At 36.8% G+C, this 26,484-nt stretch carries 30 protein-coding genes; 19 read left to right on the forward strand and 11 right to left on the reverse strand.

Features of this window, described 5'->3' with window-relative positions; translation table 11 throughout:
• Positions 1-156: 156 nt before the first annotated feature.
• Positions 157-1,863 (forward strand): beta strand repeat-containing protein, encoded by a 1,707-nt coding sequence (locus H6W53_RS08365; protein ID WP_185206018.1) that lies wholly within the window; start codon positions 157-159, stop codon positions 1,861-1,863.
• A gap of 70 nt (positions 1,864-1,933) precedes the next feature.
• Here H6W53_RS08365 and rlmF read toward each other — a convergent pair whose 3' ends face one another.
• The 3 genes from rlmF to H6W53_RS08380 are packed head-to-tail and all read right to left on the reverse strand — an operon-like array spanning position 1,934 to position 3,444.
• Positions 1,934-2,845 carry a 23S rRNA (adenine(1618)-N(6))-methyltransferase RlmF gene (rlmF, locus tag H6W53_RS08370; RefSeq protein ID WP_185206020.1) on the reverse strand — a complete coding sequence of 304 codons (912 nt, stop codon included), beginning with the start codon at positions 2,843-2,845 and terminating at the stop codon, positions 1,934-1,936.
• 3 nt (positions 2,846-2,848) lie between these two features.
• Positions 2,849-3,223: a c-type cytochrome gene (locus H6W53_RS08375; RefSeq protein ID WP_076393273.1), complete on the reverse strand. Its 375-nt coding sequence runs from the start codon at positions 3,221-3,223 to the stop codon at positions 2,849-2,851.
• Positions 3,223-3,444 (reverse strand): hypothetical protein, encoded by a 222-nt coding sequence (locus tag H6W53_RS08380; RefSeq protein WP_076393272.1) that lies wholly within the window; start codon positions 3,442-3,444, stop codon positions 3,223-3,225. Before H6W53_RS08380 ends, H6W53_RS08375 begins: the two co-directional genes overlap by 1 nt.
• A gap of 381 nt (positions 3,445-3,825) precedes the next feature.
• Here H6W53_RS08380 and H6W53_RS08385 point away from each other — a divergent pair, with 381 nt between their 5' ends.
• The 12 genes from H6W53_RS08385 (at position 3,826) to H6W53_RS08440 (ending at position 14,728) form a co-directional block, all read left to right on the forward strand.
• Positions 3,826-5,250, forward strand: coding sequence for an anthranilate synthase component I family protein (locus tag H6W53_RS08385; RefSeq protein ID WP_185206022.1), 1,425 nt, complete (start codon positions 3,826-3,828; stop codon positions 5,248-5,250).
• 43 nt (positions 5,251-5,293) lie between these two features.
• On the forward strand, positions 5,294-5,647 hold the full coding sequence (locus H6W53_RS08390) for a four helix bundle protein (RefSeq protein ID WP_185206024.1): 354 nt from the start codon (positions 5,294-5,296) through the stop codon (positions 5,645-5,647).
• A gap of 2 nt (positions 5,648-5,649) precedes the next feature.
• Positions 5,650-6,261 carry an anthranilate synthase component II gene (locus H6W53_RS08395; protein ID WP_076393270.1) on the forward strand — a complete coding sequence of 204 codons (612 nt, stop codon included), beginning with the start codon at positions 5,650-5,652 and terminating at the stop codon, positions 6,259-6,261.
• Between the two features lie 38 nt (positions 6,262-6,299).
• Positions 6,300-7,286 (forward strand): anthranilate phosphoribosyltransferase, encoded by a 987-nt coding sequence (gene trpD, locus H6W53_RS08400; protein WP_185206026.1) that lies wholly within the window; start codon positions 6,300-6,302, stop codon positions 7,284-7,286.
• 11 nt (positions 7,287-7,297) lie between these two features.
• Positions 7,298-8,077, forward strand: a complete 780-nt coding sequence (trpC, locus tag H6W53_RS08405) for an indole-3-glycerol phosphate synthase TrpC (RefSeq protein ID WP_185206028.1) — start codon at positions 7,298-7,300, stop codon at positions 8,075-8,077.
• A 10-nt stretch (positions 8,078-8,087) separates the two neighbouring features.
• Complete coding sequence (locus H6W53_RS08410; RefSeq protein WP_185206031.1) at positions 8,088-8,762, forward strand: phosphoribosylanthranilate isomerase; 675 nt, start codon at positions 8,088-8,090, stop codon at positions 8,760-8,762.
• A gap of 247 nt (positions 8,763-9,009) precedes the next feature.
• Positions 9,010-9,573 (forward strand): hypothetical protein, encoded by a 564-nt coding sequence (locus H6W53_RS08415; RefSeq protein WP_185206033.1) that lies wholly within the window; start codon positions 9,010-9,012, stop codon positions 9,571-9,573.
• Complete coding sequence (trpB, locus tag H6W53_RS08420; RefSeq protein WP_076393265.1) at positions 9,563-10,741, forward strand: tryptophan synthase subunit beta; 1,179 nt, start codon at positions 9,563-9,565, stop codon at positions 10,739-10,741. The genes H6W53_RS08415 and trpB overlap by 11 nt, the downstream gene beginning before the upstream one ends.
• A gap of 361 nt (positions 10,742-11,102) precedes the next feature.
• Entirely contained in the window at positions 11,103-11,837 is a 735-nt protein-coding gene (trpA, locus tag H6W53_RS08425) for a tryptophan synthase subunit alpha (RefSeq protein WP_185206035.1), read from the forward strand.
• A gap of 32 nt (positions 11,838-11,869) precedes the next feature.
• Positions 11,870-12,598 (forward strand): lipoyl(octanoyl) transferase LipB, encoded by a 729-nt coding sequence (gene lipB / locus H6W53_RS08430; protein WP_185206037.1) that lies wholly within the window; start codon positions 11,870-11,872, stop codon positions 12,596-12,598.
• 792 nt (positions 12,599-13,390) lie between these two features.
• Positions 13,391-14,350: a protein-glutamine glutaminase gene (locus H6W53_RS08435; protein ID WP_185206039.1), complete on the forward strand. Its 960-nt coding sequence runs from the start codon at positions 13,391-13,393 to the stop codon at positions 14,348-14,350.
• Between the two features lie 66 nt (positions 14,351-14,416).
• Positions 14,417-14,728, forward strand: a complete 312-nt coding sequence (locus tag H6W53_RS08440; protein WP_185206041.1) for a hypothetical protein — start codon at positions 14,417-14,419, stop codon at positions 14,726-14,728.
• A gap of 16 nt (positions 14,729-14,744) precedes the next feature.
• On the opposite strand, the gene H6W53_RS08445 is transcribed toward H6W53_RS08440, so the two are convergent.
• Positions 14,745-15,497: an SDR family oxidoreductase gene (locus H6W53_RS08445; RefSeq protein ID WP_185206043.1), complete on the reverse strand. Its 753-nt coding sequence runs from the start codon at positions 15,495-15,497 to the stop codon at positions 14,745-14,747.
• 182 nt (positions 15,498-15,679) lie between these two features.
• On the opposite strand from H6W53_RS08445, the gene H6W53_RS08450 reads away from it, so the two are divergent.
• The 6 genes from H6W53_RS08450 to H6W53_RS08475 all read left to right on the forward strand — a co-directional run bounded on the left by H6W53_RS08450 (position 15,680) and on the right by H6W53_RS08475 (position 19,802).
• Positions 15,680-16,312, forward strand: a complete 633-nt coding sequence (locus H6W53_RS08450; protein ID WP_087711009.1) for an NAD(P)H-dependent oxidoreductase — start codon at positions 15,680-15,682, stop codon at positions 16,310-16,312.
• Between the two features lie 23 nt (positions 16,313-16,335).
• Positions 16,336-16,770: a MarR family winged helix-turn-helix transcriptional regulator gene (locus tag H6W53_RS08455; protein ID WP_076393251.1), complete on the forward strand. Its 435-nt coding sequence runs from the start codon at positions 16,336-16,338 to the stop codon at positions 16,768-16,770.
• Complete coding sequence (locus H6W53_RS08460) at positions 16,771-17,193, forward strand: organic hydroperoxide resistance protein (RefSeq protein ID WP_116097987.1); 423 nt, start codon at positions 16,771-16,773, stop codon at positions 17,191-17,193.
• Positions 17,194-17,539: 346 nt separating this feature from the next.
• Complete coding sequence (locus tag H6W53_RS08465; RefSeq protein ID WP_185206046.1) at positions 17,540-18,661, forward strand: lactonase family protein; 1,122 nt, start codon at positions 17,540-17,542, stop codon at positions 18,659-18,661.
• A 170-nt stretch (positions 18,662-18,831) separates the two neighbouring features.
• Positions 18,832-19,146 carry a hypothetical protein gene (locus H6W53_RS08470; protein WP_185206048.1) on the forward strand — a complete coding sequence of 105 codons (315 nt, stop codon included), beginning with the start codon at positions 18,832-18,834 and terminating at the stop codon, positions 19,144-19,146.
• A 59-nt stretch (positions 19,147-19,205) separates the two neighbouring features.
• The gene (locus H6W53_RS08475) at positions 19,206-19,802 is read left to right on the forward strand and encodes a hypothetical protein (RefSeq protein WP_185206050.1); all 597 of its coding nucleotides are present in this window, start codon (positions 19,206-19,208) and stop codon (positions 19,800-19,802) included.
• 3 nt (positions 19,803-19,805) lie between these two features.
• On the opposite strand, the gene H6W53_RS08480 is transcribed toward H6W53_RS08475, so the two are convergent.
• The 7 genes from H6W53_RS08480 to H6W53_RS08510 form a co-directional block, all read right to left on the reverse strand.
• Positions 19,806-20,435 (reverse strand): peptide deformylase, encoded by a 630-nt coding sequence (locus H6W53_RS08480; protein WP_185206052.1) that lies wholly within the window; start codon positions 20,433-20,435, stop codon positions 19,806-19,808.
• Positions 20,436-20,663: 228 nt separating this feature from the next.
• Positions 20,664-21,536 carry a ChaN family lipoprotein gene (locus H6W53_RS08485; RefSeq protein ID WP_185206054.1) on the reverse strand — a complete coding sequence of 291 codons (873 nt, stop codon included), beginning with the start codon at positions 21,534-21,536 and terminating at the stop codon, positions 20,664-20,666.
• A 588-nt stretch (positions 21,537-22,124) separates the two neighbouring features.
• A complete protein-coding gene (locus tag H6W53_RS08490) occupies positions 22,125-23,153 on the reverse strand; it encodes a hemin-degrading factor (protein WP_185206056.1) in 1,029 nt (342 codons plus the stop codon).
• Between the two features lie 4 nt (positions 23,154-23,157).
• Complete coding sequence (locus H6W53_RS08495; protein WP_185206057.1) at positions 23,158-23,808, reverse strand: class I SAM-dependent methyltransferase; 651 nt, start codon at positions 23,806-23,808, stop codon at positions 23,158-23,160.
• Between the two features lies 1 nt (position 23,809).
• A complete protein-coding gene (locus H6W53_RS08500) occupies positions 23,810-24,580 on the reverse strand; it encodes a heme ABC transporter ATP-binding protein (RefSeq protein ID WP_108410348.1) in 771 nt (256 codons plus the stop codon).
• Complete coding sequence (locus H6W53_RS08505) at positions 24,577-25,620, reverse strand: FecCD family ABC transporter permease (protein WP_185206058.1); 1,044 nt, start codon at positions 25,618-25,620, stop codon at positions 24,577-24,579. Before H6W53_RS08505 ends, H6W53_RS08500 begins: the two co-directional genes overlap by 4 nt.
• Positions 25,604-26,479 (reverse strand): hemin ABC transporter substrate-binding protein, encoded by an 876-nt coding sequence (locus H6W53_RS08510; RefSeq protein ID WP_185206059.1) that lies wholly within the window; start codon positions 26,477-26,479, stop codon positions 25,604-25,606. Before H6W53_RS08510 ends, H6W53_RS08505 begins: the two co-directional genes overlap by 17 nt.
• Between the last annotated feature and the right edge of the window lie 5 nt (positions 26,480-26,484).

The raw sequence follows: 26,484 nt of genomic DNA on the forward strand, positions 1-26,484 counted from the left end.
TATACCATAATACTTTATTTTTAATGTAAATAATTCTTATAAAACTATATTTAAAAGATTAGTTTAAATTAAATATTAATAATCACTATATGATGAATTATAAATGAGTTTTATTTATTATCTTTGGTTTACCACTAATTATAAAATAATTTACTTATGAAAAAAAGGATTATCCTATTATCCTCCCTTTTATCAATGGGAGCAATTACTAAAGCACAAGTAGGGATAAATACAACTACTCCTACAGCTACATTTGACGTTGTTGCGAAAAATGCTACAGGAACCTCAACTACTGTAGACGGACTTCTCGCTCCACGTCTGGATCGCGAAAGAGCCCTAAATATGACTTCCGTTCCTTCCGGTACACTTATTTACGTAAATGATATAGCTACAGGATCTGCCACAGGACAGGCTGTCAATATCACAGCTACAGGTTATTATTATTTTGAAGGAGGGGTTTGGCAGAGACTTACTACTCCTTCGGCAGTTAATGCGCAGAATTGGGGACTTACAGGAAACTCCGGAACAGCATCCGGAACCAATTTTATGGGAACCACAGACAATCAGGATATTATCTTCAAAAGAAATAATATCCAGTCCGGAATTTTGGGAACAACCAATACATCTTTTGGAAATAATTCCATTCCTATCGCTGTGACCGGAACCGGAAACACCGCATTCGGATCGACTTCCTTAAATACAGTGACAACAGGCGCTAGAAATGTCGGAATTGGTTTAAATACAGGACGGGGGATCACAACAGGTTCTACCAACATCGCTATTGGCGGAAATGCTTTATCCAGTACAACAGCAGCTTCCATACAGAGAAATATTGCCATCGGTGACAATGCTTTAATTTCTAATAATGGAGGAAACTCAAATATAGCTATTGGTGTTAATACCGGAACCGCAATCAGTTCCGGATCTAATAATGTTCTTCTGGGAGATACGGCGGGCGGTGTATCTTTAACAACCGGAGCAAGCAATACTGTTTTGGGAAGCATTGCCGGTTCGGGATTAACCACGGGAAGCAACAACTTAATCTTGGGAGCTTCTGCAGGAACCAATATTACAACAGGCGGCACCAATATCGCGATTGGAAACAATACACAGATCCAGTCTGCAACCACAAGTAACCAGATGAATATTGGGAATGCAATTTTCGGAACAGGAATGACCGGAACTCTCGCCGCTCCGGCAGGAAATATCGGGATAGGAACTAGTACTCCTGCAAGAAGACTTGAAGTGAATGCCGCAACAGCTCCTATCAGAATAAGCAACTTACAGGCAATTGCAACAGGAAGTCCTACCACAACAGTTCCTTTAATACTGGATACCGCAACAGGAGATATTTATCAGGGTAAAGCTTCGGAAATGCTGATTTTCAACACGAATGTTATTCCTAATGCTTCTCCCGTTGTGCTTAATGCGACAGCGACAGCTTCAGCCATTGGAACGGCAACACAGTCTGTTTATAATACCACATTTACTTTAGCAAGACCTGCCATTGTTTCTATATTTTCATCGGTCTCCACGTCATTTGCCAATGCTGCAGGAGGAGTAATTACAGATGGTTCTCCGCGTATTTCAATTAGCTGGATCAGGATTTCAGATTCTACAGGCGCAACAATTATTCAGGATAATATGGGGCTGTCATCCGTTTCACACGTCAATTCTTTAACCGGTGCTACAACAAATGTCACCGGAAATTATCAGTCGGCTTCCAATCCTATGCTGAGTTTGCCTGCGGGAACTTACAGACTTGATATTTTTGCATTAACGGGATGTTCGAGTGGGCAGTCGGTTCGTGCTACTTATGGAACAGGAAACGACAATTTGTATGTGAAAGCAGATTATTTCTAAAATACGATTCTAAAACACAATAATTCATAAACGTCTTACAAATATTTGTAGGACGTTTTTTTAAAATGGATCACCATTTTGTATGTTTGTCGGGAGGAATAAAAGTCCAAGCCAATATCCTGCTGATTTTCTGTCCCTGAGACATTTCGATAATCCTGAAATCGACTGCTTTTATTTTCTTTAAAAGGAATGTTAATTTACTGAGGTTCTCTTTTTTTGAAACAAGACAGGTAAACCATAAAACCTGAGAGGAATACAGAGTACTTTCGCGAATCATATTTGTAATGAATGCCAGTTCTCCGCCTTCACACCATAATTCCGACTGTTGTCCTCCAAAGTTCAGTAATGGTTTTTTAACCGTAGATTTTTTAAGATTTTTTGTCTTTCTGAAATTCCCTTTCATGGCAGATTCTTCGGAATCATGAAAAGGCGGATTGCACATCGAAAATGCAAAACGATCTTCTTTATCAATAATATTCTTGAAAATATGTTCAGGTTCCGGCTGTTTTTTCAGATGTATAAAAGGGAGTAAATCAGGATTCTGACTTAAAATATATTCTGCGTTTTTCAGGGAATTGTCATTAATATCAGTTCCCGTCATTTTCCACCCGTAAGAACGATGGGCAATTAAAGGATAGACAAGATTTGCTCCTGTCCCGATATCCAGTCCTTTAATATCAGAATTCTGAGGATCTTTTTCACCGATTAAATCGGCAATATAATGAATGTAATCTGCTCTTCCGGGAATCGGAGGACAGAGATTACCATCGGGAATATCCCAATCCTGAACCTTATAAAAGTGTAACAGCAAAGCTTTGTTCAGCAATTTTACAGCCTTCGGAAGACTGAAATTAATTGTTACACTTTGATAAGCGTTCACAAAAACATAGTGTTTGAGTTCCGGTACACAGGAAATCAGTTGTTCGAAATCATAAGGATCACGATGCAGATTTCTTGGATGTAAAGCAGACTTTTCAGTCATCAATTATTTTTTCAGACTTAAAATATACTGTACCATTTTTTTGGCATCTTCTTTCGATACCTGTGGATGTGGAGACATCGGAACGCCTCCCCAAACTCCGCTTCCGCCTTCTATAATCTTGGAAGCGAGCATTTCTGCATCCTTTTCAGAATACTTATCTGCTATTTCCTGATAAGAAGGTCCTATCATTCTTTCATTCACCGCATGACATCCGGAACAGTCCAGCGTTTCAATAATTTTGTCGCCGGAAAGATTACTTTTCGCCGGTTCATTCATTGATGTAGCTTCAGGAGAAGCCGCATCAACAGGTGTATTTTCTTTTTTGGAACAGGAAAACATCAGCATTGCCAGACATCCTGTCAAAAACAGATTTTTCATTATTTTTTTGTAAGAGTATCTGCTTTAGCTTCAGCTGCAGGAAGAGATTCTGCGGCATTTACTTTTGCTGCTTCAGTTTTTTTGGCAGTAGAATCCACCACAGTTGGAGCATCCGGCTCTGGCAACATCGTGTTGCTGTCCTGTAAGTCATGATTTGGCTTTTTAGAGCAGCTAGCTGCCAATAAACCACCGATAAACGCGATTGCTAATACTTTTTTCATTATTTTTCCTATAAAAATTTAGACAAAAATATAAAAAATAAACTTTCAAGCTTATGATAAACCTCCATTTTTAAAGATATTTCATTAAATTTTTTCTGATAAAACATTTTTCTGATTAGTGAAAGCCATCAGTTTTCAGATTAAGTTTTTTTTAATTTCATATTTTTTTTGTTTTCATATTAAAAAAATTATATACATTTGTACTATGGTTAACAACAAAAATATGTGGTGGTGGCATTCAAACTCTTCGTCGGGTCTGATGTTATTGTCATGTTGTTAATGCTAAACAACCAACAGAAATAATTTATAACAAATAATAAAGACTTTGACGTAATCCGTTGAAGTCTTTTTTTGTTTCATCCATTTTAAAATTCAACTGCAATGTTCAGTAAAAAGATAAAAATAAAAACCGTTTCCAAAAAAACACTCGGAGATCTTCAGACTCCGATGAATATCTATCTGCAGATTCGCGACAAATTCAGGGATACTATTCTTCTGGAAAGCTCAGATTCTAAAAATATCGATAACAACTTCTCTTTCATTGCCATCAATGCGATTGCCGGAATCGAAATTAAAAATTTAAATGATTTTGAAATAAAACTTCCGGGACAGGAACCTGTAAAACAATTTATCATTGAAAATAAAATTGAAGATGTTTTTCAGAATTTCTCAGATCTTTTCGAATGCGAAAAAACGGCAGATCCTATAGAACAGACGGCACAAAGTCTTTTCGGATATACCAGTTTCGAGGCGGTTCAGTTTTTTGAAAATATTCAGTTCAAAGCACAGAGTCCCGAAGTTGAAATCCCGATTCTTCGTTACCGATTATATCAATATGTTATTGCCATCAATCATTACAATGATGAAATGCATATTATTGAAAATCAGATGGAAGGTGTAAAATCTGAATTTTACCTTCTTGAAAGCCTAATCAAGAATTTGAATTCCGTAATTTATCCTTTCGAAAAAGAAGGAGCAGAAACTTCTAATATTACGGATGAAGAATATATTGAACTCGTAAAAACAGCCCAGAAACACTGCATGAGAGGCGATGTCTTTCAATTGGTACTCAGCAGAAGGTTTCAGCAGAAATTTAAAGGAGATGAATTCAATGTCTACCGTGCATTAAGAAACATCAATCCTTCTCCTTATTTATTTTTCTTCGATTATGGCAATTACAAACTCTTCGGTTCAAGCCCTGAAAGCCAGTTAATCATCAAAAACAACAAAGCCGTTATTCATCCGATTGCCGGAACATTCAAACGAACAGGACATTTTGAAACGGATCTCCAGTCTATCGAAACTTTAAAAAACGATGAAAAAGAAAATGCAGAACACACGATGCTTGTGGATCTCGCAAGAAATGATCTTGGAAAACTCGGAAAAAACGTAACGGTAACCAAATTAAAGGAAATACAGCTTTTCTCCCACGTTATCCACATGGTAAGCGAAGTGACAGCGGATCTGCAGGAAAAAGTAAATCCTTTCGAAATGGTGGCAACAACTTTTCCGCAGGGAACTTTAAGCGGAGCCCCAAAACACAGAGCGTTGCAGTTAATTAACCAATATGAAAAAGATTCCAGAGGATATTATGGCGGATGCATCGGAATGATTGGCTTGAACGGAGACTGCAATCAGGCAATTATGATCCGAACTTTTTTAAGCAAAAACAATACGCTTTATTATCAGGCAGGAGCCGGACTTGTAGCAAAATCAAACCCCAAAAGTGAGCTTCAGGAAGTAAACAATAAACTGAATGCCCTGAAAAAAGCAGTGGAAAAAGCGGAGAAATTAGTGAATAGTTGATTGAGTCTAGTTGACAGAATTTAGAATTAATAAAAGCACAAATATGGAATTTACAAATTTAGATGTCTGGACTGAATCCAGAAAGCTATCAAATTTAATTTATGATTCAACTAAAAATTATCCAAAAGAAGAAGTTTTTGGTCTAACTAATCAAATCAGGAGATCTGCAGTTTCTGTTCCCTCGAATATTGCTGAAGGTTGTGGAAGAAATACATCAAAGGAAACCATTCATTTTTTATTTATTGCACGTGGTTCTCTTTATGAACTGGAAACTCAGCTTTATTTATCATTAGATCAAAAATATGTAAGAGAGGAAGAATTTAGCACCATCATCAATCAAATAATTCTTTGCAAAAAATTGCTAAACGGATTTATTAATTATTACAGAAAAAAATAAAAATGAATAATACAGAACCATCAACAAACAACCAGAAGCCATCAGCTAAAGTTCTCGTATTCGACAACTACGACAGCTTTACCTACAATCTGGTTCAGATTATCGAGAGAGTTTTGGATACCAAAGTGGATGTGGTAAAGAATGACCAGATCAGTCTGGAAGAAATCGATCAGTACGATAAAATAGTACTTTCACCCGGTCCCGGAATTCCCGAAGAAGCCGGAATTTTACTGGATCTGATCAAAGAATACGCTCCTACAAAAAGCATTTTAGGCGTATGTCTCGGTCAGCAGGCAATTGCAGAAGCTTTTGGAGGAAGTTTAACCAATCTTTCCGAAATTTTTCATGGAGTGGCAACTTCCGCAGATTTCGTAAAAGAAGACACCAAAATTTTTAAAAATCTATCCAGCGGAATTGAAGTCGGAAGATACCACAGTTGGGTTGTTAACCGCGAAGATTTACCGGAAGAACTGGAAATTACCGCAGTAGACAAAGATGGAATGATTATGGCGTTACAGCACAAAAAATATGATGTTCACGGCGTACAGTTTCATCCGGAAAGCATTCTTACTCCGCAGGGAGAAATTATCATCAAAAACTTTCTACTCAATTGAAAACAGCACAAATTCCCTCAACCATAAAACCTCCACAAATGAAAGAGATCCTGCAATACCTTTTTAATCATCATACCTTGTCCAAATCTGAGGCAAAGGCGATTATGATTGAGATTGCCCAGAATAAATTCAATGCAACCGAAGTTACGGCTTTTATAAGTGTTTTCCTCATGCGAAATATTACGCTTAAAGAGCTCGAAGGCTTTCGTGAAGCCCTTCTGCAAATGGCAGTTCCAGTAAACATAGATTCCGGAGACGCCATCGATATTGTTGGAACGGGCGGTGACGGAAAAAACACCATCAATATCTCAACTTTAGCAAGTTTTGTAGTTGCAGGAGCGGGACAGAAAGTAATGAAACACGGAAATTACGGAGCTTCCACCATCACCGGATCTTCCAATGTACTGGAAGAACTGGGCTACGAATTCAAAAACAGTTTGGAAAAACTGCAGGAAGATCTTGAAAAAGCCAACATCTGCTTTTTACATGCCCCCTATTTTCATCCGGCACTGCAATCGGTTGGTGCGCTGCGAAGAGCTTTAGGTCTCAGAACTTTTTTCAACCTTCTCGGTCCGCTTGTGAATCCAGCAAAACCTCAGTTTTCCATGATCGGCGTTTACAATCTGGAAATCGCAAGAATTTACCAGTATTTATTGCAAAAAGATAACCGTCACTTTACTCTGGTTCACGGGATGGACGGCTACGACGAGATCAGCCTTACCCACGACAGTAAAATTATTACCAAAAAAGGAGAAGAAGTCTATTCCACGGAAGATCTTGGTTTTGATTCTATTACGCATGAAAGCATAAAAGCAGGAGAAACGCCTCAGGAAACGGCAAAAATTTTCAGAAATATTCTTCAGGGAAAAGGAACGGAACAACAGAATGCCGTTGTATTGGCAAATGCAGCGGTTGCCCTTTATCACACCGATAAATTCGGAAGTTATGAAGATTGCCTTTTGATGGCGAAAGAAAGTTTACACGAAGGAAAAGCATTAAGAAGTTTGCAACTTCTTTTGGAATAATGAAATTGATTATGAATATTTTAGATAAAATCATACAAAGAAAAAAAGAAGAGGTTTCCTTCTCGAAATCGAATACTTCAGTCTCAGCATTGAAGGAATCTGAATTTTTCGGAAGAGAAAATTTTTCACTGAAAGAAAGCTTAAAAAAGAGAAGCGGAATCATTGCTGAATTCAAAAGACAATCTCCCTCAAAAGGAATTATTAATGATACAGTTTCACCTTTAAAAGTGGTTTCCGAATATGAACAATTCGGGGCGAGCGGAATTTCTGTTTTAACGGATCGTGATTTTTTCGGAGGAAGTTCTGAGGACATTCTGAATGTAAGAAATTCTGTAAATATTCCTATTCTGCGAAAAGATTTCATGATTGATGAATATCAGTTTTATGAAGCCAAAAGCATCGGTGCAGATGTTATTTTATTGATTGCAGCCTGCCTTTCACCGCAACAGGTTTCAGAATTTACAGAACTTTCTCACGAGTTGGGATTGGAGGTTTTACTGGAAATCCATACCGGAGAAGAGCTGAAACACATTAATAAAAACATTGATCTTGTGGGAATTAACAACAGAAACTTGAAAGATTTCAAAGTAGATCTGCAACATTCCGTTACTTTGAAAAATCAGCTTCCGAAAGACATTCTGTCTGTTGCCGAAAGCGGAATCTACAACGAAGAAGATTTCAGATATTTAAAAAATGAAGGTTTCGACGGATTTCTGATGGGCGAATATTTTATGAAACATGAAAATCCCGGAAAAAAGTTGGCTGAATTTATTTCGAATACAGGAATTTAAAAAATCAGGTATGAAATCACCAGACAACAATCTATTGACGAATAAAACCGCTCCGAAGCTAAAAGTCTGCGGATTAACCCAATCTGATCAGATTCAGAAGTTAATATCTTTACAGACAGACTTTCTCGGTTTTATCTTTTATGAAAAATCGCTCAGGTATGTTTTGAAACATTTGAATCCAGAACAGATTTCAGCAATTGAACATTCCGGAAAAGTCGGCGTTTTTGTGAATGAAAACTTAGAAAAAATAGTTGAAACAGCAGAAAAAGCAAAACTGAATTTTATACAGCTTCACGGCGATGAAGATGAATATTTTATTACTGAATTAAGAAAACAATTAAATTCTGAAATCAAAATCATCAAAGTGATCCGAATCGGAAACCAAAACTCTGATGAGCTTCAGAAAACAATCAATCAATATGTGCAAACAAACGATTATATTCTTTTCGACACCGATTCAAAATCATTTGGAGGAACAGGAAAAACCTTCGACTGGAATCTGTTAAACGACATTAAAATTCCCCTTCCCTATTTTTTAAGTGGCGGAATTTCAGAAGAAAATATAGAAAACATAAGCATTTTAAAACAAAAACCTTTTGCTCTGGACATCAATTCGAGGTTTGAAACAGAACCCGGAGTTAAAAACATCAATCAGATAAAAATATTTAAAGAAAAACTGATCTGATCATAAATTAAAACACAAAATTTGTTTAAACTCATATTAAAATTAACCGCAAAAGAGACAAAAGAATTTATTGGATTTATTTAAAGTATTTCAAAAGTCTACAAAGAAAAAAAATCTTTGATTTTTTTAAACTTATGTGCTCTTTTCTCCATTTAAGTATAAACTTAAATAACTAAAGTCTTACAATCTTTTGCATCTTTTGTGGTAAAAAAGTTTAAACAAGCTTACAATAAAAAAACAAAAAACATTGAAAAAATATTATTCGAGAAAACTGAAGCTTTTAAAATTTAAGAAATTAAATCTTGAAGAGATCGGAAAATCCGTTCACAGAGTCCTGTTTTCTCAAAAATTTGAAAATGAAAAAGTAGAAAGACTGCATGATTTTGTCTCTGAAAATGACAGTAATACAGAATATTGGTACATCGGAGGATTATTAAGTGATTTCATCGAGATCATTAAAAATTTTCACAAAGAAGATGTCGAATATTTCTTTAAAACCATTCATTTCTGGGACAGCTATCATTTGGTAGTGATTGCCGACAAATTGCTAGACAGCAACGTAAAAGCCAGTGTGAAATATGATTTCGGAATCGTTTACTGTAAAATTTTCTGCCTGTATGAGAAATTCGATTCTTATTATCTTGTTGATAATCTTGAAATTGCGATTACCATGTACAACTCGAAATTAGATTTAGATATTTTAATAGATTTAACTGCAAAACTGCATCTGCTGCATCAGAACAAACAGATCAGCAGACAGCAGTTTGATTATAACCTTTCACTGATAAATACATTACAAAATGAATTATAGAAACCCCGACGAACACGGATATTATGGAGAATTCGGAGGCGCTTTCATCCCGGAAATGCTCTACCCGAACGTAGAGGAACTGCAAAAAAACTATCTTGACATTATTGAATCTGAAGATTTTCAACAGGAATATCAGGATTTGTTAAAAAATTACGTAGGACGTGCAACACCACTGTATTTTGCGAAAAATTTAAGCCGGAAATACAATACCAAAATTTACTTAAAGAGAGAAGATCTCAACCACACCGGTGCGCATAAAATCAATAACGCTTTAGGACAGGTTTTATTGGCAAAACGTCTCGGCAAAAACAGAATCATTGCCGAAACCGGAGCCGGACAACACGGCGTTGCCACCGCTACAGCCTGCGCGCTTTTAGGACTGGAATGCATCGTTTACATGGGCGAAGTCGATATCCAGAGACAGGCTCCCAATGTAGCAAGAATGAAAATGCTCGGCGCAAAAGTCGTTCCCGCCACTTCTGGCTCCAAAACACTGAAAGACGCTGTAAATGAAGCCTTAAGAGACTGGATTAACAATCCCGTGACCACTCATTACGTGATCGGAAGTGTGGTCGGTCCGCATCCTTTTCCGGATCTTGTGGCGAGATTTCAGAGTGTGATTTCAAAAGAAATAAAAGAACAGCTTCTGGAACAGACAGGAAGAGAAAATCCTGATTATATTATTGCCTGTGTTGGCGGCGGAAGCAATGCAGCAGGCGCTTTTTACCATTTTGTAAACGAAAAAGACGTGAAAATTATCGCTGCTGAAGCAGGAGGTTTCGGTGTAGAATCCGGAAAATCTGCCGCAACGACTTTTCTGGGAACTTTAGGCATTCTTCACGGAAGCAAAAGCCTTGTGATGCAGACCAATGACGGACAGGTTATTGAGCCCCACTCCATTTCCGCAGGACTGGATTATCCCGGAATCGGACCTTTTCACGCGAATTTGTTCAGGGAACAAAGAGCAGAATTTTTCAGCATCAACGACGATGAAGCCCTGAAATCAGCATTTGAGCTCACCAAACTCGAAGGCATCATTCCCGCTCTGGAAAGTTCTCACGCGCTCGCGGTTTTCGATAAAAAGAAATTCAACGAAGACGATATTGTGGTCATTTGTCTCAGCGGTCGCGGAGATAAAGACATGGAAACCTATCTGAAACATTTGTAAAATAATTCGGGCGATAATTTCCGTCTTCCACTCCCGCTTTTTTGTTCCGCTTTGCTGCACAAAAAGAGCTCCGTTCAAGCCGGATCGCATCGTCTACATCAAAAATAATTTTTGTCATTACAAAGAACTGATGAACTTACACTTTATTTAACCATAAAAGTCATAAAAGATAAACTAAATGATTAGTGTTTATCAATAAAAAGATCACAACAGCTTTCAAAAAATCTTTGATTTTTTACACTTTTGAAAACTAATGTTATCAACCTTATCTTTATAAATATCTTTTGCACCTTTTGCGGTTAAAATAAAAACCATTTTAAGCAGATCTTTACAAAATGACATCATTAAAAAGCATTTTTAAATGAAAAAACTAAATATATACTTCACCGCAGGAATTCCCGAACTGGAAAACACTGCTGAAATCATACAATTAATTCAGGATTCCGGCGCAGAGATGATCGAAATCGGGATGCCGTATTCAGATCCCGTTGCAGACGGTCCCGTTATTCAGCAGGCTCATGAATTAGCCCTGAAAAACGGAATGACCATCGAAAAACTGTTCTCACAACTGAAATCCATTAAAAACGAAATAAAAGTTCCTTTAATTTTAATGGGCTACATCAATCCCGTGCTGCGTTTCGGATTTGAAGAATTCTGTGCAGCATGTTCGGAAAGCGGAGTTTCAGGATTAATTATTCCCGATCTCCCTCCTATTGAATTCGAGAAAAACTATCAGAAAATTTTAGCAAAATACCATCTGAATTTCACCTTTCTGGTGACTCCCGAAACTTCGGACGAAAGAATTTTGTACCTCGATTCCTTAAGTTCCGGATTTTTGTATGCGGTCAGTTCGTCTTCAACCACCGGAAACGATCAGGCTGTTCTCAAAAACGAGGAATATCTTTCAAGATTAGCTTCACTTCCTTTGAAAAATCCGGTGATGATCGGTTTTGGAATCAAATCAAAAGAAGACTTCGAAAATGTAACCGAAAAAGCGGATGGCGGAATCATCGGAACTGCTTTCGTCAACATTTTACTTCAAAATAGAGACTGGAAGACCAAAGCTATAGATTTCATCCATTCCATTAAAGCCTAAAAATCACTAAATTTGTGTATTCAAAAAATGATATGAATACAATTCAGAATAAAGTAGTAGAATTTGAAGACTTAGGAACGCGGGAATATCAGTCGGCGTGGGATTATCAGGAATCTCTGATGAAAAACATCATAGATCTGAAAATTAAAAACCGCGATCTTCCTGCGGAACAGCACAGCGAAACGCCCAATCATTTTCTTCTTGTAGAACATCCTCATGTATATACGCTGGGAAAAAGCGGACATGAAGAAAATATGCTTGCCGGAATTGATAAACTGAAAGAAATCGATGCCACTTTCGTAAAGGTAAACCGCGGCGGAGATATTACGTATCACGGTTACGGACAGATTGTAGGCTATCCTATTTTAGACCTTGAAAATTTCTTCACAGACATTCATAAATACATGAGAAATCTGGAAGAAGTCATCATCAGAACCATTGCCGAATACGGATTGAAAGGCGAACGTTCTCCCGGAGAAACCGGAGTCTGGCTGGATGTGGGAAAACCTTATGCAAGAAAAATCTGTGCTATGGGGGTAAAAGCTTCACGATGGGTAACTTTACACGGATTTGCTTTAAATGTAAATACGGATATGCGTTATTTTGAATACATTATTCCGTGCGGAATTAAAGACAAACAGGTAACTTCCTTAAAAAGAGAACTGGAAAGAGAACTCACTTCTGAAGAAATGGAAGATATTAAGGCTAAAATAAGAAAGCATTTTACAGAGGTTTTCGAAGCGGAACTTATTGCTAAGTAATTTTTACTAAATAACATTTCCCTGCATATTGCGATGTGCAGGGATTTTTAATTAAAAAATCAATATTAGAAGTACGTTCGGCGTTCCGTGGGAACGCTATCTTTAGAAAATTCATTGAGAATTACAGATATCAATCCTACGGATTGATTGATGAACTGATTCTTATTTCTACACAGATTCTGCTCCTAAAGGAGCAAAGACTTTTACTATAAACAACTTAAATAACTTCAGTTCGGGATAAGAAATAAATTTAAATAATTGATTTATAGCATTGTATTGATTTATCGCAAAGAAAAACAAAAAATTTTTCTACTTATTGAAAGTTTGCAAGCTAAACAAAGGCACTTCGTTTATGTAAAAAAGACAAAAATGGTATTACATTGATAAGTTTTACGCCTTTGTATATCTTAAAAGCTGAATTCCTGATAATTGAATCTCTTTGTTTAACCTTGCGATTAAGAAGACTTATCCCGAACTCAGGTTAAATAGAAAAACAGAAAGATTTCAGCCGAAACTTATCATCAATTTTACCCAACCTAACCTTGATCGTTAATACTGAAGTCTGGTGAGATTGATAAAATATGATCAATTTATGACCCATTAATTTCATCGAATTCACGTTAAATACTTTCGCCCAATTTAATTTTTCCAGTATTCATCGGTAATCTGAATGCCTGATAAAATTTCTTAAAAATTTTGAATTTTATATTCAATTTTTTATTATTTTTAAAATCACAACGCAGTGAAATATTAACAATAAACTGCACATCATTAACCACAAAAATTAAAACTATGAAAAAATTTCTGCTATCCGCAATGGCTTTTGTGATGGTACTTTCCTCTAATGCCTGTTCAGATTCCAGTGCCAATCAGGATCCGAATCTTGTTGTAAAAGAAACCAATGAAAATGCCATGAGAGACTTTGGCAGTACTATTCCGGTAGGGATCCAGAAAGAAGGCAATGTCCTGAAAGTTTCTTTCATCATTTCTGCGCAGTTCTATGAAATTAAAGACAGTAAAGAAAATGAAGCCTTCATCTCAATGATTCAATCAGCGGTCGAAAATGAAACTCCGGTTCATGTTTTTCTGAAAAAAAATTCCAACGAAATTGTCAAAGTTGAAAAAGCAACCGATGAAGATGTTACTTACTTCAAATCCATCTTCACCAAAGAAACTCAAAGCGAAACGAGCAAAGCAGTAAGTGTAATTCCGAATCAGGCGACTCTGAACAATCTTTTCATACAGATCAAAAATCAGTCGTGCGGAACTTCTACAGCTTCTTCACCATGCATCACGTTCAGATATGCAGTAGACGGATGTTATGCAAGAGCTCATAAAATGAGACAGATCCTTCTGAATGCAGGTTATGACTGCGAAAAACAATTTGTCTACGGAAACTTAAAAGCTTCTACGGGAACGTGCTGTGTTTCGTGGGGATATCACGTAGCTATTTTAGTAAGCTTTAAAAATGCTTCCGGTGTGGTGGAAAAAAGAATTATAGATCCTTCTCTTTTCACCTCCGGACCGGTAACCGATGTTACATGGAGAAATGCGTGCGTAAATACAAGCTGTGGTTCCGCCTCTGCTTCTTCTTACGCCAATACGGCAGGAAATGTATATTACAGAAGTCCGTCCGGTTCGCTGCTTTATGACAACAATTATATAAACACGAATTGTGTACTGACAAAATTTTCTACATTATCCGGATGCTCTCCTGTTCCGGCTCCAAGTGTAGCAAGCTGCGGATTCTAACAAATCTTTTATATAGCTCCTGCAATTATTTGTTATTTTGCAGGAGCTTTTTTAAATTTTATTTTCATGAAAATCTTAACCTATATCCTCTTCATAATAATGATGGTCATTTCCTGCTCCGGCAATCAAAGTTCACAGAATCTTACGTGGTACAACAATTCGGTAATTAGTGATATTACAGATGATCCGGATCGGCCACAGGAATTTGCCCGTGTTTCCATAGGAATCAGCGCGCAGGTTTTCTATCTTTCAAAAAAATCTCAGGATTATACTCATCTTATCGAAAAGGCAACTTTAAGTCTTAAGAAAAGCAAAAAATATGATATTGGCATTGAAAATAAAACCAATATTATCAGACAAATCAAAGACCCAAAATAATATTTTCATCTCATTATCATTTGATTACAGATATTCCGGCATCAATCCTCAGTTCCGCTCCGTGAATGTAAGATGCTTCATCGGAAGCAAGAAAAAGTACCGCTTTTGCAATTTCCGAAGGTTCTCCCTGTCTTTTAAAAGGAATGGTAGGAATAATATCCTTTACGGCTTCATCAATCTGTTCTGAATTTAAACCCGTATTATTAAAAATATTGGTTTTGATATGTCCCGGACTGATTCCGTTCACTCGGATTCCTTTTATCGTCAATTCAGTTGCGAAAGTTTTGATAAAAGATTGAACTGCCGCTTTTGCCGCAGAATATACTGAAAAATTGGACATTCCGAATTCTGTGACAAAAGAAGTATTAAACACAACCGAACTCCCCTCTTTCATTAAAGGAAGCATCTGCTGAACAGTAAAAAAACTTCCTTTTACCAACATATTGAAAAGCTCATCAAAATGATGTTCATCCACATTTTCAATCGAAGCAAATCTTCCGTATCCTGCATTTGCAAATACCAGATCGATATGTTCCGTTAATTTTTCAACTTCATTTCTAAGATTCATCAGGTCGCTTATTTTTCCGGCATCCGAAACTATTCCGAAAGCATTTTCGCCTAGCTTTTTTACGGCATTTTTTACATTTTCTTCACTTCTTCCGGTGATGATTGCCTTTCCGCCTTCTTCTATAAACTGTTGTGCTGTTGTGAATCCCATTCCGTTGGTTCCGCCTGTAATCAGAGTGGTTTTGTTTTTAAATCTCTGCATTGTTTTTGGTTTAAAATTCTTCAGCAAAAATGGAAAGTTCAGTCTTCATAAAAAATCCGATTCCTGCGATGTTTTAAGAAGGTTTTAAAAATTTTTAAATTAAATTTAACAAAATTAAATTGCACACAATTTAATTTGGCAATATTTTTGCATCATAGTATTCAAATTAAAAAATTAACAAAATGTCATTAATAGAAGATTTAAACTGGAGACACGCTGTAAAAGCATATGATCCAACAAAAAAAGTATCAGAAGAAGATTTAAATAAAATTTTAGAAGCCGCAAGACTCGCTCCTACTTCTTCCGGATTACAGCCTTTCCGTGTGATCGTAGTAGAAAATCAGGAATTAAAAGAAAAAATGGTTCAGGGAGCTTTGAATCCTGAAGTAATGAGAGATTCTTCTCATGTTCTGGTTTTCGCGGCATGGGACAGTTATTCTGATGAGAAAATCGATAAAGTGTACGATCATCACACCGATGTAAGAGATTTGCCGAGAGGAAGATTTTCCAGCTACACCGATAAAATTAAAGAAATCTATGGTGCGCAGACTCCCGAAGAACATTTCGCGCATACCGCAAGACAAACGTATATTGCTTTAGGACTTGCCATGGCTCAGGCTGCGGAACTTAAAGTAGACAGCACTCCTGCAGAAGGTTTCAGCAATGAAGTGGTGGATGAAATTTTGGGCTTGAGAGATTTAGGCTTAAAAAGTGTGAGTTTACTGTATTTAGGATACAGAGACGAGAAAAACGACTGGCTGTCGCACATGAAAAAAGTAAGAATTCCGATGGAAGAATTCATCATCAAAAAATAAAACCTCTTCATTTTTCAGAAATCATGGAAAATCCCGAATTTTTAAAATTAGAAAACCAGCTCTGCTTTCCTTTATATGTTATTGCCAAGGAAATTACGGGGCTTTACCGTCCTTTTCTCGATGAGCTGGATATTACCTATCCGCAGTATCTTGTGATGATGGTGCTTTGGGAACATGACGGACTTCCGGTGAACAGCATCGGCGAAAAGCTGTATCTGGACAGCGGAACACTTACACCGCTTCTTAAAAGACTTGAAAATAAAGGATTTATCGAAAGAAAAAGAAAAAAAGAAGATGAACGTGTGGTGGAAGTTTTCATCACAGAATCCGGAAGAAATTTACAGGAAAAAGCCTGTGGAATTCCGGAAAAATTATTTCAGAAAATCGGAGCATCGCCAGAAGACTGGAAAGCTCTGAAAGAAAATGTTCAAAAAATATTAACTAAAATAGAAAAATAAATGAAAACTTTGTATACAACAAAAGTAACTGCAACAGGAGGAAGAAACGGACACGTAAAAAGCGAAAACGGAGTTCTTGATCTGGACGTGAAAATGCCTAAAGCTTTAGGCGGAGCCAATGACGATTTCACCAACCCTGAAATGCTTTTCGCAGCAGGATATTCTGCGTGTTTCGACAGCGCACTGAACCGAGTAATTTCTTTGTCTAAAGCAAAAACCGGAGAAACTACAGTAACGGCGGAAGTAAGCATCGGACAATTGGAAAACGGCGGTTTCGGATTGGCGGTTCAGCTTGATGTGAATATTCCAGAAGTTTCTATTGAGGAAGCACAGGCTTTAACAGAGAAAGCGCACCAAATCTGTCCGTACTCTAATGCAACAAGAAATAATATCGAAGTAAAACTTTCAGTTACGAACAACTAATTCAGCGTTTTACGGTATAAATATCAGAATCTGTTTCTTTGGAAGCAGATTTTTTTTGTTTAGTAATATGAGAAATATGAAACAGAAATTTGTTTCATCCGAAAAACGTTTATATGTTTGTTGTAAACTCATTTTAAATTTAACCGCAAAAAGTACACAAAAGTCTTTATTGGATTTATTCAAAGGTATTTCAAAAGTCTGCAAAGAGAAAAAATCTTTGATTTTTTAAACTTATGTTATCTTTTTCCCATTTAAGTAGTAAACTTAAACAACTAAAGTGTTACAATCTTTTGCATCTTTTTCGGTAAAAAAGTTTAAACAGAATTTCTTTAAAAACCATCATCATTTGAAAAAGTTTTTCATCTTATTCATCACAATTGTTAGCTGTCTTCAGTTGTATGCTCAACATACGTATGTTTTTTTCGGTTCTTTTAACTGGGAAAAAGAAACGGAGGGAATTTATGTGTATGAATTGAACACGCAAAACGGAAAATTATCAAAAATTGCTTCTGTTTCGGGGATTTCAAATCCTTCTTTTCTCACTTTGTCACCGAACGGAAAATATCTTTTTGCGTGTACGGAAAGCAAAACAAAGAATGGCGGAAGTGTAAGCAGTTTTGAATTTAATCCCGATAAAAAGACTTTACAGTTCATCAGTAAACAAATCAGCGGTGGTGAAAATCCGGTTTATCTTACGGTTCATCCAAGCGGAAAATGGCTCGTTAATGGAAATTATACGGAAGGAAGTGTTTCTGTTTACCCGATCTCAGAAAACGGAACTCTTAAACCTTTTGTGCAGAATATCCCATTTTCAGAAGGAAGTGTAAATCCCGACAGACAGGATCGTGCGCACATCCACTCCACCGTTTTTTCTCCGGATTCCGATTATCTATTTCTGCCTGATCTCGGAGCGGATAAAATTCGCGCCTATCGTTTTAACAATGAAAAAAATACACCTTTGCAGGAAGCTGAAATTCCTTTTATAAAAACAACTTTAGGAGCGGGACCGAGGCATTTTACCTTTCATCCGAATGGAAAATTCGCGTACTGCATTGAAGAAATGGGCGGTGCAATAAGTGTTTATGCTTACGAAAACGGAAACCTGAAACCGCTTCAGAGGATTTTTACCCATCCTGAAACCTGTAAAGAAGATTTTGAAAGTTCTGATGTTCATCTTTCGCCGGACGGAAAGTTTTTGTACGCTTCCAACCGCGGAAAAGAAAATAATATTGCTATTTTTTCAATTCAGGACGACGGAAGCCTGAAAACAATTGGTTATCAGTCTGTAAAAGGGAAACATCCGAGAACATTTAATCTCGATCCAAGCGGACAATTTTTAATCACCGCCAATACGGCGACGAATAATGTTACGGTTTTTAAAAGAAATCCTGAAACCGGTTTGCTGAAAAAAGCCGGAAGAAAAATTAAGATCAGAAATGTTTCGAATGTGCAGATCAGAAGATATTGATTGTTTTTTTACAGGTAATTTCGATTTTAACCGCAAAAGAGACAAAGAAAATTAACGCGTTTATAAGGATATTCGAAGATCTCAAATGAATAAAAATTTCTCTCATCTTTTCTGATTCAATAAAAGTTGAAACAACTTATTGTATCTTTCAAATTGTAAAAAGTTACTTTATGAAAATGTACATCATTGTTTTAAATACTGTTCCCGATAAATTAGTTCCTGTTATTACTGCACACGCTTCTTTAGCCTGCTACAAAAAATTTGAGGACAACGAAAATATGATTCAATGGATCAGCGGAATATTCAAAAAAGTAGTTTGTGTGGTAAACGAAACCGAATTTAACAGTTTTAAAAATGAGACAGATTATGTTTTACTGACGGAATCTTCACTAGAGAACAGAGAAGTCGCTTTGGCATTTTGTCCGAAAGAGGAATATCCGAAAAAATTTAAATTTCTGAAAATGTGGACTCCACAAAATATATAATGATAAATTTAGACCGAACAAAAATAATTTTGTTTACTCTTAACAAATGCAATCCGTACATGAAGTTCAATTTAACTGTTATCATCTTATTCCTATTTTTTAGATGTACTCAAACTAAGAAAGATGAAAATGAACTTTTAATTCCTAAAAATAATTTCAGTGTTTCACTTCTGAATAAAAAACTGGACAGCATACGTAAAAATCATGTCAAAAATGACTCTTCAAACATCTTACTTTTAGACAGATACGATAAAAGGCTGAACAAAAATTATCTGCACGGAGCCATTCATTTTGTAATAGTAGATAAAAACATCTCCTATTATGCAATAGACACTTTTAAACCAACAGTTCTCATGTGTGGTAATCAGCCTTCTTTTTCGAAACAGGATTCTCTAATTTTTATAGAAAAGAGTAATGTATTCGCTGATAAACTGCAAAAAATTAAAACAACAGAAATCATAAAAATTCTTGCTCAAAATAAAGCAGCTATTACCCAAAAATCAAACGGAACTCCTTTGAATATATCTTTTGCTTTGAAAAATGATACTTTAAAAGGTTCGACAATCTACGACATTGTCAGTTTTATGGAAAATAACGGAATGGAGTTTTATACTTTCCGAAGGATGAACAATTATGAATTGATAAAAGCCAAATAATTCTTACCTCGTCCCAGAATCGCTCTTCTTAAAAGCATCTACTTTCTGATAAGAATCGTTTTTCTCTTTTTCTTTTTTGTCTGAAATTAAAATTCCGAAAAGATGATCGATTTCGTGCTGGAAAATAACGGCTGTAAAACCTTCCACAATTTCTGAATATTTCTGACCTTTTAAATCGACATATTCAAGCTGAATGACTTTGCTTCGGTAAAACTGATCTCTGAAATCGGGAATCGAAAGATCGCCTTCGGGACCTAAATTCTGTAATTCTGACCTCCAGACAATGACAGGATTGATAAAATATTCCAACGGTTCACCTTTTTTATCAAAACGCTGAACCCAGATTACTTTTCTGTTGATTCCAATCTGTGGTGCGGCAATTCCCACTCCGCCATCGGTGGAAAGTAAAGATTCTTTCATTCTACTGACCAAAACTGCCGTGTTTTTATCCAGCGGATCGATTTCTGCGGAAAGGCTTAATAATGTTTTGTGCTGATTTTCGTCTGTGGTCTGATAAATCGGCAACGCAGAATTTTTATCTCCCTGATTGATAATGGAAATTTCACTTTGTGTAAGTTTTTGAGCGTTCATCAAACCGATGAAAAAGATGAAAAGAAGGGATATTTTTTTCATTTTTCTGAATGTTTTGCAAAGATAAATATTGCAGACTAAGTTTTGTATATTTTGGTTGAAACCCAATTGAATTTTTGATAAAAAGCAATGAAAAATATGCAGACCTCATTGCATTTTAAACGAATCATTGTCATTCTGACGAAGGAAGAATCTGCTTGAAATTCTCACACACTTTTAATCTAAATGAAAACATAACTTTTTACTTTTCACTTTTTACCTGGCTCTTTCTCAATATGTTTTCGTCATATCACTGGGAATGATCAAATTAAAATCGGTGGGAATGTAGTCTTTCTCAGGAACTTTTAATTCAGAATCATCTGATTCAAAAACAGAAATGACCGCCATTTTCAGGTTCGGATTTTTTTGTTTAATGTACCAGTAAATCCCGCCAAATTCCTTGCTGTGATAGTTTCCGTTGTAATGGATGAATGTTTTTCCGGATTGCAGATTTTTCAGGATGGATTCCGCCATAGTCGCATCTTTTATTGCCTGAGCGGAAATAAAATTCATCACTTTCGTTCCTTCTGCGTGATCGCCCATCATCGCTTTCATTTCAGGATAACCCGGCGTTTCTAGTGTTACTTTTATGGGAAGTTGTGCGATATAAGATTTTTCTTTTTCGGATAAATTATTCAGAGATTCCAGACCTTCTTTGGCGGTTTGGGATGCATATTTTCTGGGAATATTGGTTGCGATGAAATTCAGCTTTTTTGCTTTGGCAAAATCAACCAAAGGTTTATAATCGGTCGTGAAATTATTCCAGAGTCTTGCGGAATCTTTCAGTGTTTTCGCATCTATTTTCCCATTAAGGTATTGATTCAGTTGTTGCTGATTGTCTCTTTCGAACATTTCAGCACCTAAAATAAGCTGTCCGTTTTTCTGAGTATACAAACCTTCCGTCACTTTAAGCTGTAACCAGTGGTTGATGGAATTATTATGATTTTCACCAAAGAAAACCACGTCGTAATCAGCCAGTTGTCTGATGAGTTTTTCGGGCTTTATTGATTTTCCTTTTTTGTCGTAAAACTGATAGGCTTTAAATTGCTGTGCCTGAAATGAACAGAAAACAGTAAGAAAAAAGGCTGTGAAAAGGTTTTTCATTTTAATTTTGTTTTTAAACACGAATGGCTTTACAAATATCATGATATAATTTTAATTACTTGTTGTTTTTTTTAAACACGAATAACACAAATGGCTTCACGAATATCACAATATAACTTTAATTTTTTAATGATCCATTGTTTATTTTAACGCGAAGCTTTTTTAAACACTAATCACACAAATGGTTTCACGAATGACACAATGTAACGTTGATTTATTTTAACGCAAAGTAAATATTTTAAAGTAAGCAAAGTTATTCAGATTTCATCTTTTATTAAGCGAACGTTTTATGATCGCATTTGGCAATGTCTTAGCTGAGTGGCTAGTTCTATCATTTGCTGAACGAAGTGCCCTTGCGAACAAAAAAATATCCTCAATTAGGTCAAAAAGACTTCGCGTTCTTCGCGTTAAATATCGTATCATTTGTGAAAAATATTAGTGCGATTCGTGTTTAAAAAAGCTTCGCATTAAAATAAATCAACGTTACCTTGTGTCATTCGTGAAACCATTCGTGCCATTTGCGTTTAGATAAAAAAAGCCGCCTGTAAAAAACAAAACGGCTTAAAGAAACTATCTAACTATTTCAATTTATTTTTCAAGATCGGCAACGAGGTCTTTCCATTCCTGTAATTCCGGGATTCCGGGTTTTCTTTTTCCGAAAAACTGAACGATAAAATCGCCCTCTTTATTGAAAACTTCAATGGCGGTCACTTCTCCGTCTTCCGTCGGTTTTTTCACAATCCATGCTTCCGCAATTTTGGTAACGTCCAGATGCAGATTGAAATCCGGATCCATCACGTTGAACCATTGCTGATGCCAAAGTGTTTTTTTCACATTTCCCGTATGAATCTGGATGATTCCCCTGTTTCCGACAAAAATCATGATCGGAAGTTCTTTTTCCGATGCATCTTCCAGTACATTTACGACTTTTGAGCTTTCAATTTTCTTTGCAAAACCTTCAGGAGCCAGTCTCAACGCCTGCGTTCTGCTCACTCCGAATTTTCTGGTCATCATAAAGAAATCGTGCGTATCTTTCAGTTCTGTCCATGCTTTTTGAAAGCCTTCTACATCAATTTCGGCATCCGGTTTTTCTTCTGCTTTCGGAGCTGCTTTTTCAAAATCGAAAGATCCGTTCTGCTCTTCTGCTTTATATTTTTCTGCCATTTCATCGAATGCAGCTTCATTGCTGTCTTTGGTAAGGTAAATTTTATGCAGCGCCAAACCGTCTTTTCCGAAAAACTGAAGGCTTTTTTTATCTCCTTCCACCACTGCAAAAGCAAATTTCCAGTGATTCAGGAAAATCCTTAAATCAATATCTTCTCCCACGAAAAGCTGTGCATGAGGACTGCTGAAATCGCCGTTCAGATACACTCCTTTTCTTTCGTGAACGCACTCTTCGTTGCGTGTAAGCGCCATTACTTTTCCTAACTGCTCTGCTTCCGCTAAAATATTCTGGAATTCCGGCTTCAGAACCGTTACGCCTTCTCCTACGCTGGTTGCCAACAGTTCCGCTTCGCTTACTCCGAGTTCTGCTGCGGCATTTCGGATTCTCAGATGCGGATTTTCAGCTTTAAGAGCTTCCCATTTTTCCTTCAGATCGTTTACTAATGTGCTCATTTATTTATTTTTTAATGGTTAAAATTGTGTAATTTCTTGTGATGGTTTCTTCTCCGGTTTTGCTTTTTACTTCTTCCTGCCGTTCGGAAATTTTCATTCTTTTAAAATAACTTTTGGAAACAGTTTCCTCCATTTCATCGGTATTGTACAATGTAAAACCGAACTGCGTAAAAGGAAGTTTTTCCATGAAATTGCGCTGTCCGAAAGTGAGAACAAATGTTCCGTTGTCTTTCAGAACTCTGTAAATTTCATTGAGAAAATCTGTTGGTTTTTCCCAGAAATAAACGGTGTTTACGGTAAATATTTTATCGAATGTTTTGTCTTCAAAAGGCAGTTCTGTTCCTTCATACAGGATAAATTCAGCCTGATTTTTAAAATCTTTATTCAGTTTTATGGCTTCATGATGCATGGTTTCCGAAATATCAATTCCGGTATATTTTACATCAATGGCTTTGTTTAAAATATTTCTGACATGCCCTGCATTTCCATGACCGATTTCCAGAACGTGTTCATTGTCTTCTATTAAAAGGGTCTGTATGCTTTCCAACGTCATTCCGATGTTGGTTTCATTCATCATTTCGCCGATCTCAATTCCTTTTTCTCCTTGAGGATGGGCGAGATTCTGTGCTAATATTTTCAGTTTTTCTGTATCCATATTATCCAAAAATAATCATTGGGTGCGAAGTTACCGGATGATTGCAGATTGTACACGGAAAATTGTAGGCTTCCCGGATATTTTCTGCGGTGAAAACCTCTTCCGGAGTTCCGTATGCGGCAACTTTTCCTGATTTCATTAATAAAACTTTATCGGCATATTGTGCGGCAAGATTGAGATCATGAAGAACAACAATCGCAGAATTGGCTTTTTTGGTAAAATTTTTAATGATTTCCAATGCTTTGTACTGATGTTTAATGTCTAAATTATTTAAAGGTTCATCTAAAAAAACAAGTTTGTGGGCAATTTCGTTCTGAAGCTGCGCAAAAACCCTCGAAAGATGAACGCGCTGTTTTTCGCCTCCCGATAAAGTGTTGTATTCTCTTTCTTTTAAATGCAGAATATCCGTTTCATTCATCATTCGGTTTGTCGATTCATGGTCTTCTGTTTTAGGCTGTGCATCGAAATACGGATAACGTCCCATCATCACGACCTCTTTTACTTCCAGCGGAATATCGTTGCTGTTGTGCTGTGAAAATTTGGCTTTGTGTTTTGAAAGCTCTTTCACATTCCAGTCGTTGATATGCCTGTTTTTAAATACAATCTGCTGTTCAGATTTAATTTCATTGGCAAGAATACTCAGAAGGCTCGATTTTCCTGCTCCGTTTGGACCGACAATTGCCAGAAATTCGCCATATTCCAGATGAACGTCCACCGAATCCAGAATATGAAAGGTTTTATGCTGATAACTGATCTGATGCGCTTTTATCATAACAGTGATTTTTTAAATTTAACTAAAATCGCAATGAAAACCGGACCTCCCATTAAGGCGGTTAAAATCCCGATCGGAAGTTCCGAAGGTTCCACAATACTTCTGCTGAAAGTATCTGCCGTCAACAGCAAAATACTTCCGCAAACTGCTGATAACGGTAAAATAACAGCATAGTCTGATTTAAACAAAAATCTTAAAATATACGGAACGATAAGCCCGACAAAACCAATGGTTCCTGAAAATGCTACACAGCTTCCCACCATTAAAGCCGTAATAAGGATGATCTGCTTTTTTAATCTTTCTACATTAATTCCCAAATGCTGTGCATCTTTTTCGCCTAACATCATTGCATTCAACGCTTTACCTTTTGGCAGTAAAACCGTGTACGAAATAACCAGAACGATTCCCAAAATGATATTCTTCGTCCATGTTGCAGCGGCTAAACTTCCTAAATTCCAGAACGTTAAATCTCTTAACTGGTCGTCTTTTGAGATGTAAATCAGGAAACCTGTAATGGAAAATCCGATCGCTGTAATGGCAACTCCCGATAATAACATCATCACGACATTGGTTTTACCGCCGCTGGTTGAAATTCTGTACACCAGAAGCATGGAAATAAAAGATCCGATAAAAGCCGCGATCCCCACCAATGAAAACTGTACGGCTTCAGGAAGAAATTCTCTGAAATATCCTCCCAAAACGATGGTAATGGCTGCAAGCAGGGTTGCTCCGGAAGTGAGCCCGATTAAATCTCCCGTTGCTAGAGGATTTCTGAACAATCCCTGCAAACCTGTTCCGGAAACCGCCAACATACTTCCAATAAGGATCGCCATCACAATTCTGGCTGCTCTTACGTCCCAGACTACATATTTATCGCTCATTGAGATTGACTGATCTCCGTTCATTATTTTTTGTAAAACAGTGAATGCAGACTGACCTCCGAAATCGTAAACTCCGGTGTTAAGCGACCCTACTGCAATGATGCAAAGCACTACGGTGCTTATGATGATGTAAACGGATAATTTACTTGGTGCTTTCAATCAGAAGTTGGTTTAATTCTACTGCTGCCTGTCCTAATCTTGGTCCGAAACCGGAAACAAGACCGCCGTCCATGGCAATAATTTTTTTATTTTTTCCGGCATTGGTTTGGGAAACTCCCGGCATTTTTAGCGCGCCTTCGTTTCCTCCCGCTCCCTGCAATCCGCTCGTGAAGAAGAATAATACATCGGGATTTGCCTTTACAACCGCTTCCGGTGTTAAAGGTTTGAAATCTTCAAAACCATTAACGGCATTCTGTCCGCCTGCAATTTCAATTAAAGAAGCCATCGGTGTATTTTTTCCTGAAACCATGAGCATATTTCCTCTTGCATAGATGAACAGGACTTTCGGTTTTTTAGCAATCGGCTGAATCTGTTTCAGATCGGCATCAATTTTATCATTCAGTTTCTGATAATCTGTATTTCCGACTGCTTTCGCTACTTCTGCGATCAGTTTTTTAGTTCCGTCAACAGTAAATTCCTGCTTGAAAATTTCTGTTTTGATGCCGGAAGATTTAATTTTCCCCATCAGTTCAGGATTGATGTCTTTATCGGAAGCCAAAATTAAGGTGGGAAAAACCGCCATAATAGGCTCGATGGTCATTGATCTTACGTGTCCCAGATCTTTAGCCGTCGATTTAAGAGATTCGGGAAAAGTACTTGTCACGTCGGTTCCCACGATTTCTTTTTCGTGACCCAAAGCGGCTACTATTTCAGTGATTCCGCCATTCAGCGTTACTATTTTATGAGCAGATTTGGGAGCTTCAGAGCTTTGTTCTGTTTTATTTTCAGTAGAAGCTCCTTCTTTTTTGCAGGAATAGACTGCCATTAATACAGATGCGGCAAGAATGAATTTTTTCATGATAT

Source organism: Chryseobacterium sp. C3, from assembly GCF_014218905.1.
In the GTDB taxonomy this organism is placed as follows: Bacteria; Bacteroidota; Bacteroidia; order Flavobacteriales; family Weeksellaceae; genus Chryseobacterium; species Chryseobacterium mucoviscidosis.

Bases quoted from the DNA above. Each gene is read 5' to 3' on its own strand.
- H6W53_RS08365 (WP_185206018.1), top strand. From the start codon at position 157: ATGAAAAAAAGGATTATCCTATTATCCTCCCTTTTATCAATGGGAGCA.
- rlmF (WP_185206020.1), bottom strand. From the start codon at position 2,845: ATGACTGAAAAGTCTGCTTTACATCCAAGAAATCTGCATCGTGATCCT.
- H6W53_RS08375 (WP_076393273.1), bottom strand. From the start codon at position 3,223: ATGAAAAATCTGTTTTTGACAGGATGTCTGGCAATGCTGATGTTTTCC.
- H6W53_RS08380 (WP_076393272.1), bottom strand. From the start codon at position 3,444: ATGAAAAAAGTATTAGCAATCGCGTTTATCGGTGGTTTATTGGCAGCT.
- H6W53_RS08385 (WP_185206022.1), top strand. From the start codon at position 3,826: ATGTTCAGTAAAAAGATAAAAATAAAAACCGTTTCCAAAAAAACACTC.
- H6W53_RS08390 (WP_185206024.1), top strand. From the start codon at position 5,294: ATGGAATTTACAAATTTAGATGTCTGGACTGAATCCAGAAAGCTATCA.
- H6W53_RS08395 (WP_076393270.1), top strand. From the start codon at position 5,650: ATGAATAATACAGAACCATCAACAAACAACCAGAAGCCATCAGCTAAA.
- trpD (WP_185206026.1), top strand. From the start codon at position 6,300: ATGAAAGAGATCCTGCAATACCTTTTTAATCATCATACCTTGTCCAAA.
- trpC (WP_185206028.1), top strand. From the start codon at position 7,298: ATGAATATTTTAGATAAAATCATACAAAGAAAAAAAGAAGAGGTTTCC.
- H6W53_RS08410 (WP_185206031.1), top strand. From the start codon at position 8,088: ATGAAATCACCAGACAACAATCTATTGACGAATAAAACCGCTCCGAAG.
- trpB (WP_076393265.1), top strand. From the start codon at position 9,563: ATGAATTATAGAAACCCCGACGAACACGGATATTATGGAGAATTCGGA.
- trpA (WP_185206035.1), top strand. From the start codon at position 11,103: ATGAAAAAACTAAATATATACTTCACCGCAGGAATTCCCGAACTGGAA.
- lipB (WP_185206037.1), top strand. From the start codon at position 11,870: ATGAATACAATTCAGAATAAAGTAGTAGAATTTGAAGACTTAGGAACG.
- H6W53_RS08435 (WP_185206039.1), top strand. From the start codon at position 13,391: ATGAAAAAATTTCTGCTATCCGCAATGGCTTTTGTGATGGTACTTTCC.
- H6W53_RS08440 (WP_185206041.1), top strand. From the start codon at position 14,417: ATGAAAATCTTAACCTATATCCTCTTCATAATAATGATGGTCATTTCC.
- H6W53_RS08445 (WP_185206043.1), bottom strand. From the start codon at position 15,497: ATGCAGAGATTTAAAAACAAAACCACTCTGATTACAGGCGGAACCAAC.
- H6W53_RS08450 (WP_087711009.1), top strand. From the start codon at position 15,680: ATGTCATTAATAGAAGATTTAAACTGGAGACACGCTGTAAAAGCATAT.
- H6W53_RS08455 (WP_076393251.1), top strand. From the start codon at position 16,336: ATGGAAAATCCCGAATTTTTAAAATTAGAAAACCAGCTCTGCTTTCCT.
- H6W53_RS08460 (WP_116097987.1), top strand. From the start codon at position 16,771: ATGAAAACTTTGTATACAACAAAAGTAACTGCAACAGGAGGAAGAAAC.
- H6W53_RS08470 (WP_185206048.1), top strand. From the start codon at position 18,832: ATGAAAATGTACATCATTGTTTTAAATACTGTTCCCGATAAATTAGTT.
- H6W53_RS08475 (WP_185206050.1), top strand. From the start codon at position 19,206: ATGAAGTTCAATTTAACTGTTATCATCTTATTCCTATTTTTTAGATGT.
- H6W53_RS08480 (WP_185206052.1), bottom strand. From the start codon at position 20,435: ATGAAAAAAATATCCCTTCTTTTCATCTTTTTCATCGGTTTGATGAAC.
- H6W53_RS08485 (WP_185206054.1), bottom strand. From the start codon at position 21,536: ATGAAAAACCTTTTCACAGCCTTTTTTCTTACTGTTTTCTGTTCATTT.
- H6W53_RS08490 (WP_185206056.1), bottom strand. From the start codon at position 23,153: ATGAGCACATTAGTAAACGATCTGAAGGAAAAATGGGAAGCTCTTAAA.
- H6W53_RS08495 (WP_185206057.1), bottom strand. From the start codon at position 23,808: ATGGATACAGAAAAACTGAAAATATTAGCACAGAATCTCGCCCATCCT.
- H6W53_RS08500 (WP_108410348.1), bottom strand. From the start codon at position 24,580: ATGATAAAAGCGCATCAGATCAGTTATCAGCATAAAACCTTTCATATT.
- H6W53_RS08510 (WP_185206059.1), bottom strand. From the start codon at position 26,479: ATGAAAAAATTCATTCTTGCCGCATCTGTATTAATGGCAGTCTATTCC.